We start from the raw sequence: 17,028 nt of genomic DNA on the forward strand, positions 1-17,028 counted from the left end.
AGATGCATTGGTTCATCTAGGTTTTCTAAGTTGTAAAGGTTCTGAAATGATTTGTAACGGTTTTGTTGGTAACGATATAGAAGGTGCTTGTGGTAAAATTTATGATATTGAATGTTTTCTATAAACAAGGAGGGAATATTATGGATGCTAGAATAATAATTGTTTTAGTGATGAATTTTATAATTTCTTTAATCGGTACTTTAGCTTATTCGGTGAGACTTGTTGGGGTTAGAACTGGTAAGATAGCAATATCTTTTGCTTTATTTAACGTACTTATGCTTGTATCTAGATTGGCAGTTACTATACAAAATCCTATATTATCAAAGTTTGTAGAAACAGGTGCTGAAAATATAAATATAGTCAATTCCTTTAATTTAATTATAATAATTTCAGGAGTAGCTTCTATAGTGGGCGCTTTTCTTATTCCATCTTTTCAAAGAATATTAGGAAAAGGGGTAGAATCTTTTTCAGAGCAAAGATCCTTTCAAAAATTAATTATGCATAGCTTTTCTAAATCTGGAATAAAATATGTTAAAAATTCTATAGCTATTCCAGTAAAAGAAAGCATTACGTCTATAGATTTTAGAAAATTCCCAAAGAGAATAATAGTACTTAATATAATAATTGTAGCTGCGTCTACGGTAGGGGCACTTGCACCTATATATGCAGGAAGCTTACAACCAGACTTAGGGAAAACATGCATGTCTTTATCAGCATTAATAAATGGGGTAGCTACAATATTAATGACGTTAGTAACAGATCCACAGTTATCTATGATGACTGATGATGTTATGGAAGGAAAGTGTACTGAAGAGGATTTTAGAACTTGTGTTATTGGTATGGTTGGAAGTAAAGCAATAGGAACCTTTTTAGCGTTATTTCTATTAATACCAGCTTCTTATATAATAATTTTTGTAGCTAAGATAATATAAATTTGGATTTGAGGTAGTAGAATGAAATTTTGTATAGTCTCAGATATACATGGAAATCTCATGGCTTTAGAGTATATAATTAATTATGCCGACAAAGAAAATATTAAAACCATTCTTAATTTAGGAGATATCTTTGGAGGGGAAAACGATAAAGAAGTTTTCTTAAAAATAATAAATGATAAAAAATTTATAAATATAAGAGGGAATCATGATGACAATATATCAGAGTATATTAATGATAATTCTCTCAAAGAATACATACTTAGGTATAAAAATATTCCTCTAAAACGAGTAGTAACTCTTGGGGATAGAAATTTTCTTATGGTACATTCAAGAGAAACTTCAAACAGAGATATTCCTATTATTTATAATGGAGGTTCCATAGAGGAGTTTATAGATGATTATTCTGAGGAGGTTGATTATGTTTTGATGGGACATACTCATCTTCAAATGTTGTTAACTTATTATGGGAAAAAGACTATAATAAATCCAGGATCTTTGGGATTATCTTACGATAACTCAATATCTTTTTGTGTAGGATATGTAACTGATGATGAAGTGAGTTTTGATTTTAAGAAAATTAATTTAAACTCTTAGAATTTTTTAACAAAAAATTACTCATACTAAAAGTGAAATATTTAGTAGAAGGAGTGATTTTTTTGAAAAAAATATTTATATCAGTTATTATAGCAGGGATGGCAATATCTAAACCTGTATTTGCGACAGAACTTAATGTTTTGACGAGAAGTGAAATAACAATACAAGCTGATGAAGGACAAGATAAATTTAAGGAATTTAAAGAGGCAAATAAGGCTGACTTTGAAGAGGTATTAAGTGAAAAAAGAGCAATTAGGAAAGAAATGCAACAGCTTTATGAAAAAAGACTAGGAATGAAAAAAGAATCTAAAGATGAAATGCGAACTTTTATAAAAGATATAAAAGATAGAGTTGACAAAGGTGAATTAACTAAAGAAGAAGGAATTCAGATAATTAAAGATAAGAGAATCAGTGATCAAGAGTATTTAAAGAATTTTAGCGAAGAAGGCAAAAAAGAGCTAAAAGCTATAGATGAAAAGATTAATGAACATTCTCAAGAGGTAAAAAAATTAAAAAAGGAATTAGAATCAAGTATAGAGGAAAAAGACTCAAAGAAAATGGAGTCAGCTAAGAAAAAGTATATTGATGCTATGAAAGACCATAATAAACTTCTAAAGCAAAAATTGGAGGTTATAAAGAAGTATTCAAAGAAATAGAAATGTTAAAAGAGGGAGAGGTTAATATTGAATATTAGAGAGAAAATCAAAAAGTTACCTAAAGTTGAACTTCATCTTCATTTAGATGGAAGTGTTAGAGAAGAGACTGTTTGGGAGTTATTAAATAAACAGGGAGAAAACACTAATTATAAATCATTTGAAGAGTTTTCAAAAATATTAAGTGTTGATGGTAAATGTGAATCACTTAAAGAATACTTAAAGGCCTTTGATTATCCAATTATGGTAATGCAAAATAAAGAAAATTTAAAAAGAATCTCTAGGGAACTTATAGTGGATTTAAGTAAAGAAGGCGTAGTATATGGGGAGATACGATTTGCACCTATATTACACACCTCTAAAGGATTAACAATCGAAGAGGTTATAGAGGCTGCCATCGATGGAATAAAAGAAGGCGAGAAGTTATATGGAGTAAAGAGTAATTTAATTTTATGTGCAATGAGAGGATTTCCTTTAGAAGATAATATAAATGTTATTAGAAAAGGGGCAATATATTTAAACAAAGGTGTAGTTTCAGCAGATTTAGCTGGAAATGAGCATGACTTTCCTCCAGAGGAAAGTAAAGAGGTTTTTGATTTAGCTAAGTCATTAGGTTATCATATAACAATTCATGCAGGTGAAACTGGGAGAGAAGAGAATATAATTAAATCTATAGATATAACACATGCTGAACGTATAGGTCATGGAATGTATGCTTACAAAAATCCTAAGATATATGATGTACTTAAGGAGAAAAATATTACCCTTGAAATGTGTCCTACTAGTAACCTAAACACCAGTGCTGTTGATAGACTTGAGGATCACCCTATAAGGAAGTATTTTGATGAAGGAATTAAAGTAACTGTAAACACTGACAATATGACAGTATCAAGAATTACTTTAGAGGAAGAACTATATAATTTAAATGAAAAACTAGGATTTTCATATGAAGAGATTGTAGAATTAATGCAAAATGCTATTGAAGCATCTTTTTGTGACGAAGAAACTAAAAAGTGGATAAAAAATAAATTTTAAAAACCTAATATTAGTAGTATAAATGAATGAAGAATAGATGATACTATCAGGGAAATTAAAAACAGAGTTTTGCCATAACCCTTTATAAGTATCCTCAAAAAACTCCTATATTATAGGGGTTTTTTATTTATGGATTTTAAGATAATATATTAATATAAGAAAATCAAAGAATAGGAGAAGAATTATGGAAGAACTTAAAAGCACAGAAAATATAGAAGAATCTTTAGGATTTATGGTTTATTCATGTAAAGAACAATTACAGGATGAAAAAGATATTATAGCTAATTTGTCAAATATATCAGCTATAATTAAATTCTATTTAGATAGATGTAACTGGGCAGGATTTTATTTAATGAAGGATGGAGAATTGGTTTTAGGGCCATTTCAAGGATTACCAGCTTGCATTAGAATACCTTTAGGAAAAGGTGTGTGTGGTAATGCTGCAGCTGAAAAAAAGGTTCTTAGAGTAGATAATGTTCATGAATTTCCAGGACATATAGCTTGTGATGGGGCGTCTAATTCTGAGATAGTAATACCTATAATAAAAGATGGAGAAGTTTATGGTGTTTTAGATATAGATAGCCCAGAATTTTCTAGGTTTACAGAAGTTGAGGAAAAGTATCTAACTGAAATTGTTAAGTATATAGAAGCCTCAATATAATAATTAAAACCACCCTAAAATAAGGGTGGTTTTAATTAGACAAAGGAGGTGTAATGTCTAATTCAGCTTTAATTAAAATGAAATCAATTCAGGTATATTGCCTAGAAGAATTATCACTAAATAATTCTAAAGAGGATAGATTAATAGTAATTTTATATAATCCAGTATCTTTCAAATAATCCTTTAAAGGTTCCCCATTAATATCCTTTAAAAGAAACGTTGCATTTGAAGGAATTGGTATATAAAATTGCTATTAATTACTGCAAAATGATCTCAAGTAAGTGCACTTACAATAATATAATATTGAATAATTGAATGTATTGTTACAATTATTTGAAAAAATAAGTAGGTATTTAGGAGGAAATTTATGAATAGGGAAGAAATATTTAATAGAGATGTTTTTATACTTATAAGTATTGTGAATATGAAACTTAGAGATTCTTATGGAAGCTTAGAGGATTATTGTTATGAGGAGGAAGTTGATAGGGATGCTCTTGTAGAAAGGTTTAGTGAAGAGGGGTATGTTTATAACAGTGAAACTAATTCATTTACAAAAGCTTAGTTGGTAATTATAATTAAAATATATTATTGGCGTTATTTACTATATGATAGGAGTGAGTGAGATGAAACCAATAGGTAAAGGGAGAATTGCTGTAGTACTAGTAGCAACTGCGGCTTTAGTAGCAAGTATAATAAAAGATAAAAAAGATAAATAAAAATATAATTAGAATAGAGGGCGTACTATTATCCACGTGGAGGGAGCATTTTGAAAAGTAGGGTTGTAATTATTAGGGGAATAATAGCAATAGGCGTTATATTAGCTATAAATATTTATGCAAGATACAGTACATATGGGAATGTTATAAGTAATGTTTTATTAGTAGGGATAAGTGCGTTCTATTTAAAACTATATCTTGAAAAAGAGGCGTTTAAAAGTAAAAATGAGGTTTTAGAATCTGAACAAAAAACGTTAAAAGATAAGGAATCGGCACTAGATGAAATTGAACGTAGACATAAATTAGCTATAGAAGGTTCAATAGATACTATTAAAGAAAAAGAATTGAAGATAAGGTATATGAGTTATTATGATTCCGTAACGGGATTATATAACAGACATTATTTAAAAAAATCGATAAATAAATACATTGAGATTCACAAAAAGGAAAAAAATAGAGCGGCATTGATTTTTATAGATTTAGACAATTTTAAGTATATAAATGATTCTTTTGGACATGAGTATGGAGATGTACTTTTAAAAACATTGTCTGATAAATTAAAAAAAACTATTAATGAAAAAGATTTGTTAGGTAGATTTGGCGGCGATGAATTTATAATATTTTTACCTAATATTGAAAAGATATCACAAGTTGAGGATGTATTAAAAGGGGTAACGAATGTATTTAAGTATCCCAAAAACATATTAGGAAACTATATATATACTTCAGGAAGTGTAGGTATATCAATGTTTCCAGACGATGCAGCTGACTTTGCTACGCTTCTAAAAAATGCTGATGCAGCTATGTATAGAGCTAAGAGCAATGGTAAAGATACATATCAATTTTTTAATGATCAGATTGCAAATGAGATAATAAGACTATATGAAATAGAAGAAGGGCTTAGGGAAGCTTTGGATAATAATGAGCTTTATGTGGAGTTCCAACCCAAGGTTGTGTTAACAGACAACAAAATTATGGGATTTGAAGCTTTAGCTAGATGGAAAAATAAGAGGTTAGGATTTGTCTCGCCAGCTGAATTTATTCCTATAGCTGAAAATAATAGGATGATATTAAAAATAGGAAGTTTTGTTTTAGAAGAAATCTTTATTAAGTGTAAGCAGTTTATAGAATTAGGACATGATAATTTTAAAATAGCTGTAAACTTATCGGAAGTACAATTAAGAGAAGGGGACATTGTTGAAGAATTTAAACAACTAATTGCTCAATATGATATATCTCCTAAATTTATAGAAATAGAGATAACCGAGAGTATGTTAATGAAGTCATTTGATAATAATATAAAAATACTTATGGCTTTAAAAGATTTAGATGTTAGTATAGCACTAGATGATTTTGGAACTGGTTATTCTTCTTTAAATTATCTAACTAAGCTGCCTATAGATATATTAAAAATAGATAGAAGTTTTTTATTAGATATAATGGAGAATAGTAAAAGTAAATTTGTAGTAGAAAATATAATCCAGCTTTCACATAAATTGGGAATAGAAGTTGTAGCTGAAGGGGTGGAAGTAAAGGAACAAGTTGATTATCTAAGAAGTATATTCTGTGATTTTGTTCAAGGATATTATTTTTCTAGACCACAAAGCTTTGAAAATGCAGCTATTATGATGAAAGATAGATATATAGCTGTTTAGTTTATTAAATAATATAGTTAAGGATGTTTACTAAAAAATTAGCTATAGTAATTGTATAGCTAGAAAGTAAATATCCTTTTTATTAGTTCTGGAGGACAGGTTTTGAATAAAAATATAGATTTAACAAAAGGAAAAATATTAAGTGTATTATTGAAGTTAGCACTACCTATAATGGGGACATCATTTATTCAGATGTTTTATAATATGGTAGATATGTTATGGATAGGAAGGCTTGGAAGTGGAGCAGTAGCAGCTATAGGAACGGCAGGTTTTTTTAGTTGGTTTGGAGGATCTTTTATTTTAATATCTAAGGTTGGTGCAGAAGTTGGAGTTGCTCAATCTGTTGGACTAAAGGATGATGAAGGTGTTAAGAAATACATATCAAATAGTATAATAATCAACATCATACTTGCTTTTGTATATGGAATAGTATTGATTGTTTTTAGAAACCCAATAATAGACTTCTTTGATTTAGGAGATGAAGGAATAGTAAGGGATGCAATTATATATTTAGTTATTATAGCATTAGGAACTGCTTTTAACTTTATAAACCCTATATTTACCTCTATATTTAATGGGACTGGAGATTCAAAAACACCATTTATAATAAATACAGTAGGATTAGTGTTTAACATAGTATTTGACCCTGTATTGATATTTGGCTTTGGACCATTTCCTGCTTTAGGTGTAGCAGGAGCTGCAATAGCTACAGTACTTGCACAAGTTGTGGTAACATTAATATTTATATATTATATATTTAAGATGAATCACTATTATTTCAGATTTAATTATTTTAAATATTGGGATAAAGAGTATGTATATAAGATTAGTAAAATGGGATTTCCAGTGGCTGTTCAAAATGGACTTTTTTCATTTTTCTCTATGATATTAGCAAAAGTAATAGCTGGCTTTGGGCCTACTCCTATTGCGGTTCAGAAGGTAGGATCCCAAATAGAAGCAATTTCATGGATGACAGCTGGAGGGTTTTCTACAGCAATAGGAACTTTTATAGGGCAAAATTATGGAGCAAAGAAGTGGGATAGAATAAAAAAAGGTTATATAGCGGTTATGGGAATGGCAATAATAACAGGTTTAGCAGCAACAATATTATTAGTGTTTTTAGGAGGGGAGATTTTTTCATTATTTCTACCTAATGAAGATGCTATAAGACTAGGGCAAACCTATCTAAAAATATTAGGTTACTCTCAGTTGTTTATGTGCGTAGAAATAACTGCTGCAGGAGCCTTTAATGGGTTTGGGAAAACTACAATTCCATCTGTAGTAAGTATTGTTTTTACAGCTCTTAGAATTCCATTAGCATTATTTTTATCTAAATCAACAGCGTTAGGGTTAGATGGAGTATGGTGGAGTATTAGTTTAAGTTCTTTTGTTAAAGGTATATTAGTAACTTTTCTTTTTTGGCTTTTAATTCTAAGACCTGTTATAAATAATCAAATATTAAAATATAAATAATTATTGACAACAATTTGTATATAGTATAATATTATATAAAATAAAGATATATAATAATCCTGTGATAAGGAAGAGTAGTTTTAGATGTATGGTTCTAGAGAGTTGAGAATGGTGGGATCTCAATACCAAAGTTTATTATGAATGGGCCTTTGAGGAATAAAGTGAAATCTTTTTGGAGAGTAGCCTAATCGTAAATCCCACGTTATAGGGATAAAGATATGTTAGTATCTTTAAGAGTGGCGTATTTACGCAATTTAGGTGGCACCACGGATTATAGTCTCCGTCCTATTATTTTATAATAGGACGGAGTTTTTATTTTACCTTAAAATAGTAAGTTTATTTCTTTAATAAGGGGGCAGAACCATGAAATGAAAGGCAGCTTTAGAAAATCCATAGAAAATATATGAAAAAATATAAAAACTTAGGGGGCAATTTATTATGAAAACAAAAAAATTAGTATTAAACTCAATATTATTAGCTATAGGACTTATGTTACATCAATTTACACCAGCATTAGGTTTTCCAATGCAACCAGATTTTGCGCTTGCAACATTATTTATCATTATGATTTTAAATAAAGATTATAAAACTGTTTTAATAGCAGGAATAGTTACAGGAATATTCACAGCAATGACAACTAAGTTCCCAGGTGGACAAATTCCTAATATAATAGATAAAATAGTCACTGTTACTATAGTTTATGGAATTTTATATATAATAAGAGAGAGATTGAATAAGAACGTTGTTTTAGGAATAATACTTCCTATAGGAACTTTAATAAGTGGAACAATATTTTTGGGGTCTGCATCCATACTAGTAGGTCTACCAGGAGGAGCATCATTTGGGGTATTGTTTATGGGCGTTGTTTTACCAGCTGTTATAATTAATTTAATTGCAGGTTTTGCATTGTTTAAAGTATTTGAAACATCTTTAAGAAGAAGTGGTCTTACAAGAGATTTTAATATATAGTTAATAAGTCATGGGGAAATTTTCTCATGACTTTTTTATTTTTGAAAAGCAATTTTTGTTTGTAACCTATGTTACTGATAAAAATTTGAGAATGAATTATACTATGATTAAAGAAGTCAAGGAAAGAGGTTGAATAGAATGAGTTTATTTTTAGGAAAAGTTCATTTTTGGTTATTTAATAAAATAGTTTGGTTTGAAGGTCTAGAAAAAGAAGTAGAAAAGGTAATAGAAGAAAAAAAACTTCCTTTAAATAGTTGGAGAGAAGATATATATAACAAATATGGAAAACCAACAGAAGATAAACCTTTAGAAGATATGATAGATACATCTAATATTCATGGTTGGTTACAAGGGAAAATAGCTTCAGCAGAAGGAAGACAGGCAGCCTTTATTACTAAAGGAGTAAATGAATTAGGGAAAGGGTTCCTAGATTCCATAAAAGAAACGTATAAAGAGCAAGGTAATAAAGCAGCTAAAGAATATTTAGAAAGTGGGGCTAGTGTAGAAGACCCAGCAGAAATATTTACAGCATTAAATAACTATATTTTAGATGGAATGCCTTGTGATAGAGCTAATGAAATACTAGAAAACTCAGAAGTAAAACTATCATGGGAAACAACTCTAGATGTTCATGAAGATTATTGGAATGCAGAAGGCGGAAATATGCTATGGTTTTATGATGCAAGAGATTTCTGGATAGAAGCTTTTGTAAGTGGATTAAATGAAGCTTTTGGATTTAGAAAGACAGCTGATAATGTAAGAGAAATTTATAGAAGATAGGTGATAAGTATGAATGCAATTGATATTATGGTAGATGAACATAAAAATATCAAAAAGATGCTTGTTATAACAAGAAAGTATTGTAGCATGCTTTTAAATAATGAAGATTTTGATTTAGATGTATTCAATGAAATAATAGATTTCATTAGAAACTATGCAGATAAACATCATCATGGAAAAGAAGAAGAAATGTTATTTAATAAGATGGAAGAAGAATGTGTGGAAGCTATTAAAAAAACAATTAGATATGGTATGTTAGTAGAGCATGATATGGGAAGAATGTATGTTAGAGATTTAGAAGAGGCACTTAAGAGATACAAAGATGGTGACAAAGATGCTAAACTTGATATAATAGCTAATGCTATATCATACACACATCTTTTACAAAGGCATATTGATAAAGAGGATAACATATTATATAAATACGCTATAAACAATTTATCTAAGGATACTTTAGATAAATTAGATAAAGAATCTTTAGAGTTTGAAGAAAATGCTAAAAAGAATGGCACACAGGATAAATATATTAAGTTAATTGAAAAATTATCTTAAAAAAGGTAGATTAAAAGATCAATAAATCTTTTAATCTACCTTTAATTTATTAGATATATATTCTCATAAAATACATATTTAATAAAAAATATTCTGGATTAATTTTTTTGTTAATAGCATCAATACTATGTTGTGTTATTAGAGGCTCTCGTCTAGTTGAGAAAGATGTAATTATAGCCGAATGGAAAACATGTCCGTTTTTGTGTTGGAAAAATACTAAATCCCCAATTTCTATTGAATCATCATTAATAAGTACTCCTTTAGGACCTTGGTGTAAATACTCTAAATTCTCTCTTAAAAGCCAAAATAGACTGTGTGCAGTAGACCACGAAACTGAATAATTATTATCAGATTTATAGTACCAATAAGGAGAAATATATCTCATAGGAGCACCAGCAAAATGAATTATTTGAGATATAAAATTGGAACAATCATTTCCACCTGTGCTTTTAGAACCTAAATAAACATATTTATCATTTGGAATTAAAGCATATTTATATGCGTAATCTACCATTTTATTTCTATTTAATTCCTTCATTTAAATAACACTCAATTTATTGATTTATTTAATTATATGGAACTGTTCTTTAGTTTGTTCATCTATAGTTTTGAAAGTATATCCCTTTTCCTTATAGTATTTGATAATATAAGGAAGTGCTTTTACTGTATTTTTATGTTTATTACTACAATGAAGTAATAAAATTATTGAATCTTTTTCACTAATTGAATTTTTAAATATTTTATTTGGTTCAAGATTATAATTAGCACCATCTCCACTATCTTGAGTCCAGTCATAAATTTTTAAGTTTTCTTCATGTAATAATTCAACCATAGAATTATTAATTTTGTAGCTAATATTGTTGCAACCAAAAGGAAATCTTAATATATTTGTTTCTAAACCTATTAAGTCCTTGATTTCAGTCTGAGTTTTTTTCATTTCTGATAAAAAAGAAGCTTTACTTAAATAGAGATTTTCTCTTTTATGAGTATAAGAGTGTAAACCTATACTATGACCATCATTGTTCATACGTATGAGGGTTTCTTTATTGTCTTTAATTTGTTCTCCGATAACAAAGAAGGTAGCTTTAACATTTTCTTCTTTTAAAATGTCTAAGATATCATTCGATAGTTTAGTAGGGCCATCATCAAATGTTAAGTATATGGTTTTTTGAGGATTTTCTTTGGATAAATCTTCTGCAAATACTATATTAGAATTTAAAAGTAGAGCAACTATGAATAATATTAGAAACTTTATTTTTGACATCTCAATTACCTCCATTTCATTTTTATAGTATGTACTATTGAGTAAAAAATATTAAATATTAAAATTAGTAAATAAAACTATAAGAAGTTTTAATATTAATTTATAATAAAACAATATAAACACTTTAGAAATTATAAAAAGAAACGAAATATTAATTAGAGTAATAAAGAATAAATGCAATTGGTGGTGCTTACGTGGGTAGAATTAATTTTAGAAGTGCATTTATAGGTTTTTGTATATTATTTTCTATTATAATAACTTATATTTATAAAAATAGTATGTTTAATAGCATATTAATGATAGTGATTTTAGGAATTGTATTTTTTGAAATAAATAAATTGTTAGTGAAAAAAACTTATAATTTAAATAATGAGAAAGATCAGTATTATTATAGGTTTAAGACAACCCTAGATTCTTTAAATGCAATGTTAATAGAGGTTTATGAATCAAATAAAGTATTATATATTTCAGAAATTATAAAGAAAGAATGGCTTATTAGTGAGGATATAAATTATAAAACTTTATTATCAATGTTTTCAAATGAGTATAAAGAAGCTTTGCAGTATGTTTTAGATGATTATATTTTATATAAAAAACAAGAAGAATTTAGCTTGTTTAGTGAGTTATATACTAAAGATAACAAAAAGAAATATTTATCCATAAAAGGCAAAGGTCAAAAGAATAGTCATGGTGAATATCATATAAGTGTGGTTATTTTTGATATAACCCATGAAAAAGAGCAAGAAACCAAGATAGAATATATAAAACTACATGATGAAATAACGGGTTTACCGAATAGACATCATTTCAAGCAAAAAGCTAACAGCATTATTATGGAAATAAAAGATACTTACGAAAATATAGCATTAATATTTATAGATATAGATAATTTTAAGTACATTAATGATGCATTTGGAAGTGAAATTGGAAATAAAGTACTAAGAAAAATAGGAAGTTTATTAAAGGAAAATGGAGATGCTGATAGTTTTGTATCCCGTTATGCTGGAGATGAATTTATAATATTAAAAAGAAATATTTTAGACTTAAATCTATTAAATACTTATTTAAAAAAATTAATAGAGGATTTAGGGAATTGCATAAGAGTTGGCGATAAAGAGATTTATACAACTATTAGCATGGGAGTGGCATTATATCCTAAAGATGGTGAGGATTTAGAAACCTTATTAAAGCGAGTAGATGTGGCTATGTATAGTGCTAAAAATGAAGGTAAAAACACATATAGATATTTCAATATGGACATACTTAACTCTATAAATAGGCAATATTTAATTGAAAAAGGTTTGAGAAATGCAATAAAAAATAAAGAATTGTATTTAGTAATGCAACCTAAAGTTAGAAGTAATGATGAGAGTATAGAAGGTTTTGAATGTTTAGTAAGATGGAATAGCGAAGAATTAGGAGTAGTTTCTCCAGCAGAGTTTATACCAATAGCTGAAAGTTCCAGTATAATTATTGAATTAGGGAAGTATATTATAAAAGAAGCCATGGAAAGATGCAGAACCATGATAAATGAAACCAATAAAAAATTTAAGCTATCAATAAATTTATCAGAAGTTCAATTAAGAGACGAGTCATTATTAGAATTCATAAATCTTGAAGCTAGTAAATGGGATATAGATCCTTCGTATATAGAATTTGAAATAACAGAAACGGTATTAATTCAATCGGCTGAAAGAAATGTAACTATTCTCGAGAGATTAAAAGAAAGAGGTTTCTCTATAGCTCTAGATGATTTTGGAACAGGATATTCCTCATTAAATTATTTAAATATACTGCCTATAGATATCTTGAAGATAGATAGATCTTTTATAGTAGGTATTGGAGTAGATAAAAAAAGCGAATATATCATAAGAACCATAATAAATCTTTCTCACGATTTAGAAATAAAGGTAGTCGCAGAAGGAGTAGAAACAAAAGAACAGTTAGAATTCCTTAAAGATTGCAAATGTGATATTATACAAGGATATTTTTTCTCTAAACCACAAATGTATAATAAAGCTCTGTTTATGCTAAGAGAAGGTGTAGTTGGGGTAGCTGAATAAATAAGTACCATGTAGATAAAGGTTTTTAAAAACCATGAAATGTGATATAATAATTATATAAATAATAAGAAAAGGATGATCTATATGGGAAGAGGTTTTAGTAATATTGTCTATATAATACTAACTATAGTTGTAATATTAGGAGTAATAAACATTGTAGCTTTCTTACTTCCATACATAATCATTATTATAGCTGTTTTATGGTTATATAGACTTATAAAAGGAAAGAAATATAGTAAGAGAGAAAGAAATTCAAGTAACTATAGATATAATAGTAATCAAGCTGACGATATTCAACATAATGAAGATGGGGATGTTGTTGACGTAGAGTATGAAGAAATAAACAAATAATTAAATAAAAAAATGCTGTACTTTTATATAGTACGGCATTTTTTTATCGCCAATTTTAGACACCAAAGCTGTAGTTTAATCATAATATGTAGGGAAAGTAAACCTAAGGAGGAATTAAAATGAGTCACAATCATCAAGACGGATACTATAATATATACGATGGATATAGTCCATGTGAGGAAACAGTTAATAGCTGTGAGGACACAAATGATACAATACCAAATCCATGCCCAGTTCCACCAACAAGAAGAGGAACTATAACTGTATTTTCTAAACTTGGAACTCAAGATGGAGAACCTTTAGAAGGCGTTAAAGTAAATCTTTATAGGCTTGGAGATTGCCCTAAATTAGTTCAATGTGAAGTAACAGATTGTCAAGGGAAAGTAGTTTTTAATAATTTAGAAGAAGGATCATATAGAGTTATCCAAATAATTGATAGAAACTATTTCCAAAAACCATGCTATATTCCTTGGAATGAAGTAAATATAGATGGAAATACAAGAAATTCAACTATTACAGTAGTAAATAGACTTAACCCATCAGTAATAAATAGACACAGATGTAATTGTAATAATAACTGTGATGACGGTTTAGGATGGCTAGCATTAATACTTTTATTTGGCTTCTGTGGATTTGGCTTCTTCTGGTAATAATTTTATACTATATTGAAATAAGCGCAGTTTTAAACTGTGCTTATTTTATTGAATAAAAAGCTTTTTTAATATACAATTTTATATGTATTTTAATGAAAAGAGGTATATGATATGGAAAATAATATTGATGTATATATTAAGCTAGGAGAGAATGGGGTTATACCTAAGTATGGGTCTATTAATGCAGCAGGGTGTGATTTATATGCAGCTAGTGATTTGGTAATAAGACCAGGAGAAATTAAGGTGTTATCACTAGATTTTATTATGGCAATACCAGAGGATTGTGAAGCTCAAGTTAGACCTAGAAGCGGTTTATCATTAAAAACAACACTTAGGATTCCTAACTCACCTGGAACTATAGATGCTGATTATAGAGATAATGTTGGGGTAATAATAGAAAATAACTATAGTATAGAAAACTTGCCTTATGAAATAATGAAATCTCCTGAATTAATAGAGGTTTTAGAGAAAGAATATAGAGAAGTAAGTTTATCAGAGATAGTTAAGAGTGATAGTAATTGTAGTATTTTAAGTAACAAAATTTATTTAGATAAAAATAATAATCCTTATGGAAGTATATACATAAAAAAAGGTGAAAGAATTGCTCAGATGATTTTCTGTAAATATAAGAGAGCAAATTTTATAGAGCATGAAAACCCTAAAGCTATAGGTGAAAATCGTGGTGGCGGTTTTGGACATACAGGAATATAAAGAAAGCAGGAATATATCCTGCTTTTCTAATCTTCTACAAGAGTTTCCCATTCCTCATAAAGAGAGGATATCTTATCTTGAGTTTCAGAAATTTCTTTATTGATTTTTACAATTTCATCACCATTAGAAAATACTTCAGGTAAACATTGCTTTTCCTGTAAAGCTAACAATAATTCCTCAGCGTGACTTATTTCTTTTTCAATGTTCTGCAGTCTTACTTTTATAGATTTAGACTCTTTTTCTATTTCCTTTTTCTTTTTTCTTTCTTCTCTTATTTGGGTTTTAGTTTTTCCTTGAGAATCTTCAAGTATAGACTCGAATCTATTAGGATTACTTTTCTTTTCGCTATAATAAGTATAGTTACCCAAATACTCCTTTATTCCATCTTCCTTCAACTCATAAATTTTAGTTATGACTTTATTTAAGAAATATCTGTCATGAGATATAACCATAAGAGTACCATCATAAGTTAAGATAGCATCTTCTAAGGCCTCTCTAGAAACTATGTCTAAATGATTGGTAGGTTCATCTAGAAGCAGGAAATTGTCCTTAGCTAGCATAAGTTTAAGTAAATTAATTCTACATTTTTCTCCACCACTTAAGAGATGGATTTTCTTAAAGGCATCCTCTCCTTTAAAAAGGAATGCAGCTAAAGCGCCTCTTACCTCTGAAGTAGTAAGCTGTGGAAATTCACTCCATACTTCATCTAGAATTGTATTATCAAGGTTAAGGTCGGATTGTTCTTGCTCATAATATCCGATCTCAACATTCCTACCTATTACTTTAACTCCAGTATCAGCTTTTATTTTCTCTAAGATTATCTTAAATAAAGTAGTTTTACCTCTTCCATTTTCTCCAATTAAGGCAACCTTATCTCCTCTTCTTAAATCCATTGAAAGGTTATTGAACAAAACCTTATCGCCATAAGCTTTTTTCAAGTTTTCTATATGAATTACATCATTACCACTTTTTACTTTAGTTTCAAAACTAATTTTAGAAGCTTCTTTTTCTTTTTCAGGAGCATCAAGTAGTTCGATTTTATCTAAAGCCTTTTCTCTACTTTCAGCAGCTCTTATGCTTTTTTCTCTATTAAAAGAACGAAATCTATCTATTATTTCTTTTTGTCTTTTAATTTCTGCTTGTTGAAGATTATAGGCTTTGGCTCTAGCTTCTTGATCTTTTTTTCTAAGTTCTAAAAACTTAGTATAGGATGCATTATAGCAATATATAGTGCCCTGAATTACTTCAAAGGTGGAAGCAGTTACTTTATCTAAAAAGAATCTATCATGGGATATAACTAAAATAGTACCTTTATATGTAGATAGGTATTCTTCTAACCATTCTATTGCATCCAAATCTAAATGATTTGTAGGTTCATCTAAGAGTAATATGTCTGGGCTTCTTAAAAGAAGTTTTACTAAAGCAATTCTGGTCTTTTGTCCCCCACTTAAAGTAGAAATATATTTATTAAAATCATTTTCTGTGAAGCCTAATCCTTTTAAAATTCTCGAGATTTCACCTTTATATGTATATCCACCCCTGTGAGAATAAATATCTTGTAGAGTTGTATAGTCATTAATTAATTTGTCATGATAAGAAGAGTTAGATTCATCATAGGGTTCTTTTAGCCTTTCTTCTAAGGTTAAAAGTCTTGCTTCTATATTTAATAATTCTTGAAAAACTGTTAAAGTCTCATCATAAATTGTGTTTTCTTCAGAAAGTTCTAGATGCTGAGAAAGATAACCAAGTGTTTTATTTTTATCTAAAAAGACATCACCTGAATCGGCAGAAAGTTGACCGGTTAAAATCTTAAATAGAGTAGACTTACCTTCACCATTTCCACCTATAATACCTATTTTATCTCCTTCATTTATAGAAAAACTTATTTTATTTAAAACAACCTTCGTTCCATAACTTTTTTCAAGATTTTTACAACCTAAAATAATCATAGTTAATACTCCTT

At 28.5% G+C, this 17,028-nt stretch carries 19 protein-coding genes and 1 other annotated feature; of the genes, 16 read left to right on the plus strand and 3 right to left on the minus strand.

The window, feature by feature from the left end; all coding sequences use genetic code 11:
• The first annotated feature begins 140 nt into the window (after positions 1-140).
• From P8F83_RS01150 to P8F83_RS01205, 12 genes are all read left to right on the plus strand, one after another.
• Positions 141-932, plus strand: a complete 792-nt coding sequence (locus P8F83_RS01150; RefSeq protein WP_315112618.1) for a lipid II flippase Amj family protein — start codon at positions 141-143, stop codon at positions 930-932.
• Positions 933-953: 21 nt separating this feature from the next.
• On the plus strand, positions 954-1,529 hold the full coding sequence (locus P8F83_RS01155) for a metallophosphoesterase family protein (RefSeq protein WP_326513093.1): 576 nt from the start codon (positions 954-956) through the stop codon (positions 1,527-1,529).
• A gap of 62 nt (positions 1,530-1,591) precedes the next feature.
• Positions 1,592-2,185, plus strand: coding sequence for a hypothetical protein (locus P8F83_RS01160; protein ID WP_326513094.1), 594 nt, complete (start codon positions 1,592-1,594; stop codon positions 2,183-2,185).
• A 27-nt stretch (positions 2,186-2,212) separates the two neighbouring features.
• Complete coding sequence (gene add, locus P8F83_RS01165; protein ID WP_326513095.1) at positions 2,213-3,217, plus strand: adenosine deaminase; 1,005 nt, start codon at positions 2,213-2,215, stop codon at positions 3,215-3,217.
• A 184-nt stretch (positions 3,218-3,401) separates the two neighbouring features.
• A complete protein-coding gene (locus tag P8F83_RS01170) occupies positions 3,402-3,878 on the plus strand; it encodes a GAF domain-containing protein (RefSeq protein ID WP_390888086.1) in 477 nt (158 codons plus the stop codon).
• Between the two features lie 53 nt (positions 3,879-3,931).
• Complete coding sequence (locus tag P8F83_RS01175; protein WP_278329445.1) at positions 3,932-4,057, plus strand: hypothetical protein; 126 nt, start codon at positions 3,932-3,934, stop codon at positions 4,055-4,057.
• A 188-nt stretch (positions 4,058-4,245) separates the two neighbouring features.
• Entirely contained in the window at positions 4,246-4,440 is a 195-nt protein-coding gene (locus P8F83_RS01180) for a DUF4250 domain-containing protein (RefSeq protein WP_073020998.1), read from the plus strand.
• Positions 4,441-4,644: 204 nt separating this feature from the next.
• Positions 4,645-6,249: a putative bifunctional diguanylate cyclase/phosphodiesterase gene (locus P8F83_RS01185; RefSeq protein WP_326513096.1), complete on the plus strand. Its 1,605-nt coding sequence runs from the start codon at positions 4,645-4,647 to the stop codon at positions 6,247-6,249.
• A gap of 102 nt (positions 6,250-6,351) precedes the next feature.
• Positions 6,352-7,722: an MATE family efflux transporter gene (locus tag P8F83_RS01190; protein WP_326513097.1), complete on the plus strand. Its 1,371-nt coding sequence runs from the start codon at positions 6,352-6,354 to the stop codon at positions 7,720-7,722.
• Between the two features lie 52 nt (positions 7,723-7,774).
• Positions 7,775-8,013: a binding site (T-box leader), on the plus strand.
• A gap of 147 nt (positions 8,014-8,160) precedes the next feature.
• A complete protein-coding gene (locus P8F83_RS01195) occupies positions 8,161-8,691 on the plus strand; it encodes a tryptophan transporter (RefSeq protein ID WP_238903157.1) in 531 nt (176 codons plus the stop codon).
• Positions 8,692-8,829: 138 nt separating this feature from the next.
• Positions 8,830-9,471, plus strand: a complete 642-nt coding sequence (locus tag P8F83_RS01200) for a hypothetical protein (protein WP_326513098.1) — start codon at positions 8,830-8,832, stop codon at positions 9,469-9,471.
• A 9-nt stretch (positions 9,472-9,480) separates the two neighbouring features.
• The gene (locus P8F83_RS01205) at positions 9,481-10,023 is read left to right on the plus strand and encodes a hemerythrin domain-containing protein (protein WP_326513099.1); all 543 of its coding nucleotides are present in this window, start codon (positions 9,481-9,483) and stop codon (positions 10,021-10,023) included.
• Between the two features lie 49 nt (positions 10,024-10,072).
• Here P8F83_RS01205 and P8F83_RS01210 read toward each other — a convergent pair whose 3' ends face one another.
• Entirely contained in the window at positions 10,073-10,561 is a 489-nt protein-coding gene (locus P8F83_RS01210) for an amidase domain-containing protein (RefSeq protein ID WP_326513100.1), read from the minus strand.
• A 24-nt stretch (positions 10,562-10,585) separates the two neighbouring features.
• Entirely contained in the window at positions 10,586-11,287 is a 702-nt protein-coding gene (locus P8F83_RS01215) for a polysaccharide deacetylase family protein (RefSeq protein ID WP_326513101.1), read from the minus strand.
• Positions 11,288-11,481: 194 nt separating this feature from the next.
• Between P8F83_RS01215 and P8F83_RS01220 the strand changes: the two genes are divergently transcribed.
• The 4 genes from P8F83_RS01220 to P8F83_RS01235 all read left to right on the plus strand — a co-directional run bounded on the left by P8F83_RS01220 (position 11,482) and on the right by P8F83_RS01235 (position 15,065).
• Positions 11,482-13,350, plus strand: coding sequence for a putative bifunctional diguanylate cyclase/phosphodiesterase (locus tag P8F83_RS01220; protein WP_326513102.1), 1,869 nt, complete (start codon positions 11,482-11,484; stop codon positions 13,348-13,350).
• 84 nt (positions 13,351-13,434) lie between these two features.
• On the plus strand, positions 13,435-13,701 hold the full coding sequence (locus P8F83_RS01225) for a hypothetical protein (RefSeq protein ID WP_021802959.1): 267 nt from the start codon (positions 13,435-13,437) through the stop codon (positions 13,699-13,701).
• Between the two features lie 119 nt (positions 13,702-13,820).
• Positions 13,821-14,351, plus strand: coding sequence for an MSCRAMM family protein (locus P8F83_RS01230; RefSeq protein WP_021802958.1), 531 nt, complete (start codon positions 13,821-13,823; stop codon positions 14,349-14,351).
• 114 nt (positions 14,352-14,465) lie between these two features.
• Positions 14,466-15,065, plus strand: coding sequence for a dUTP diphosphatase (locus tag P8F83_RS01235; RefSeq protein WP_326513103.1), 600 nt, complete (start codon positions 14,466-14,468; stop codon positions 15,063-15,065).
• A 26-nt stretch (positions 15,066-15,091) separates the two neighbouring features.
• Here P8F83_RS01235 and P8F83_RS01240 read toward each other — a convergent pair whose 3' ends face one another.
• On the minus strand, positions 15,092-17,014 hold the full coding sequence (locus P8F83_RS01240; protein WP_326513104.1) for an ABC-F family ATP-binding cassette domain-containing protein: 1,923 nt from the start codon (positions 17,012-17,014) through the stop codon (positions 15,092-15,094).
• Positions 17,015-17,028: the final 14 nt, after the last annotated feature.

Origin of the sequence: Clostridium intestinale (genome assembly GCF_035905475.1) — a bacterium.
GTDB lineage: Bacteria > Bacillota > Clostridia > Clostridiales > Clostridiaceae > Clostridium_T > Clostridium_T intestinale.

Coding starts and splice junctions, on each gene's coding strand:
- P8F83_RS01150 (WP_315112618.1), top strand. CDS start 141: ATGGATGCTAGAATAATAATTGTTTTAGTGATGAATTTTATAATTTCT.
- P8F83_RS01240 (WP_326513104.1), bottom strand. CDS start 17,014: ATGATTATTTTAGGTTGTAAAAATCTTGAAAAAAGTTATGGAACGAAG.
- P8F83_RS01175 (WP_278329445.1), top strand. CDS start 3,932: ATGTCTAATTCAGCTTTAATTAAAATGAAATCAATTCAGGTATATTGC.
- P8F83_RS01210 (WP_326513100.1), bottom strand. CDS start 10,561: ATGAAGGAATTAAATAGAAATAAAATGGTAGATTACGCATATAAATAT.
- P8F83_RS01215 (WP_326513101.1), bottom strand. CDS start 11,287: ATGTCAAAAATAAAGTTTCTAATATTATTCATAGTTGCTCTACTTTTA.
- P8F83_RS01200 (WP_326513098.1), top strand. CDS start 8,830: ATGAGTTTATTTTTAGGAAAAGTTCATTTTTGGTTATTTAATAAAATA.
- P8F83_RS01180 (WP_073020998.1), top strand. CDS start 4,246: ATGAATAGGGAAGAAATATTTAATAGAGATGTTTTTATACTTATAAGT.
- P8F83_RS01235 (WP_326513103.1), top strand. CDS start 14,466: ATGGAAAATAATATTGATGTATATATTAAGCTAGGAGAGAATGGGGTT.
- P8F83_RS01230 (WP_021802958.1), top strand. CDS start 13,821: ATGAGTCACAATCATCAAGACGGATACTATAATATATACGATGGATAT.
- P8F83_RS01205 (WP_326513099.1), top strand. CDS start 9,481: ATGAATGCAATTGATATTATGGTAGATGAACATAAAAATATCAAAAAG.
- P8F83_RS01195 (WP_238903157.1), top strand. CDS start 8,161: ATGAAAACAAAAAAATTAGTATTAAACTCAATATTATTAGCTATAGGA.
- P8F83_RS01170 (WP_390888086.1), top strand. CDS start 3,402: ATGGAAGAACTTAAAAGCACAGAAAATATAGAAGAATCTTTAGGATTT.
- P8F83_RS01225 (WP_021802959.1), top strand. CDS start 13,435: ATGGGAAGAGGTTTTAGTAATATTGTCTATATAATACTAACTATAGTT.
- P8F83_RS01155 (WP_326513093.1), top strand. CDS start 954: ATGAAATTTTGTATAGTCTCAGATATACATGGAAATCTCATGGCTTTA.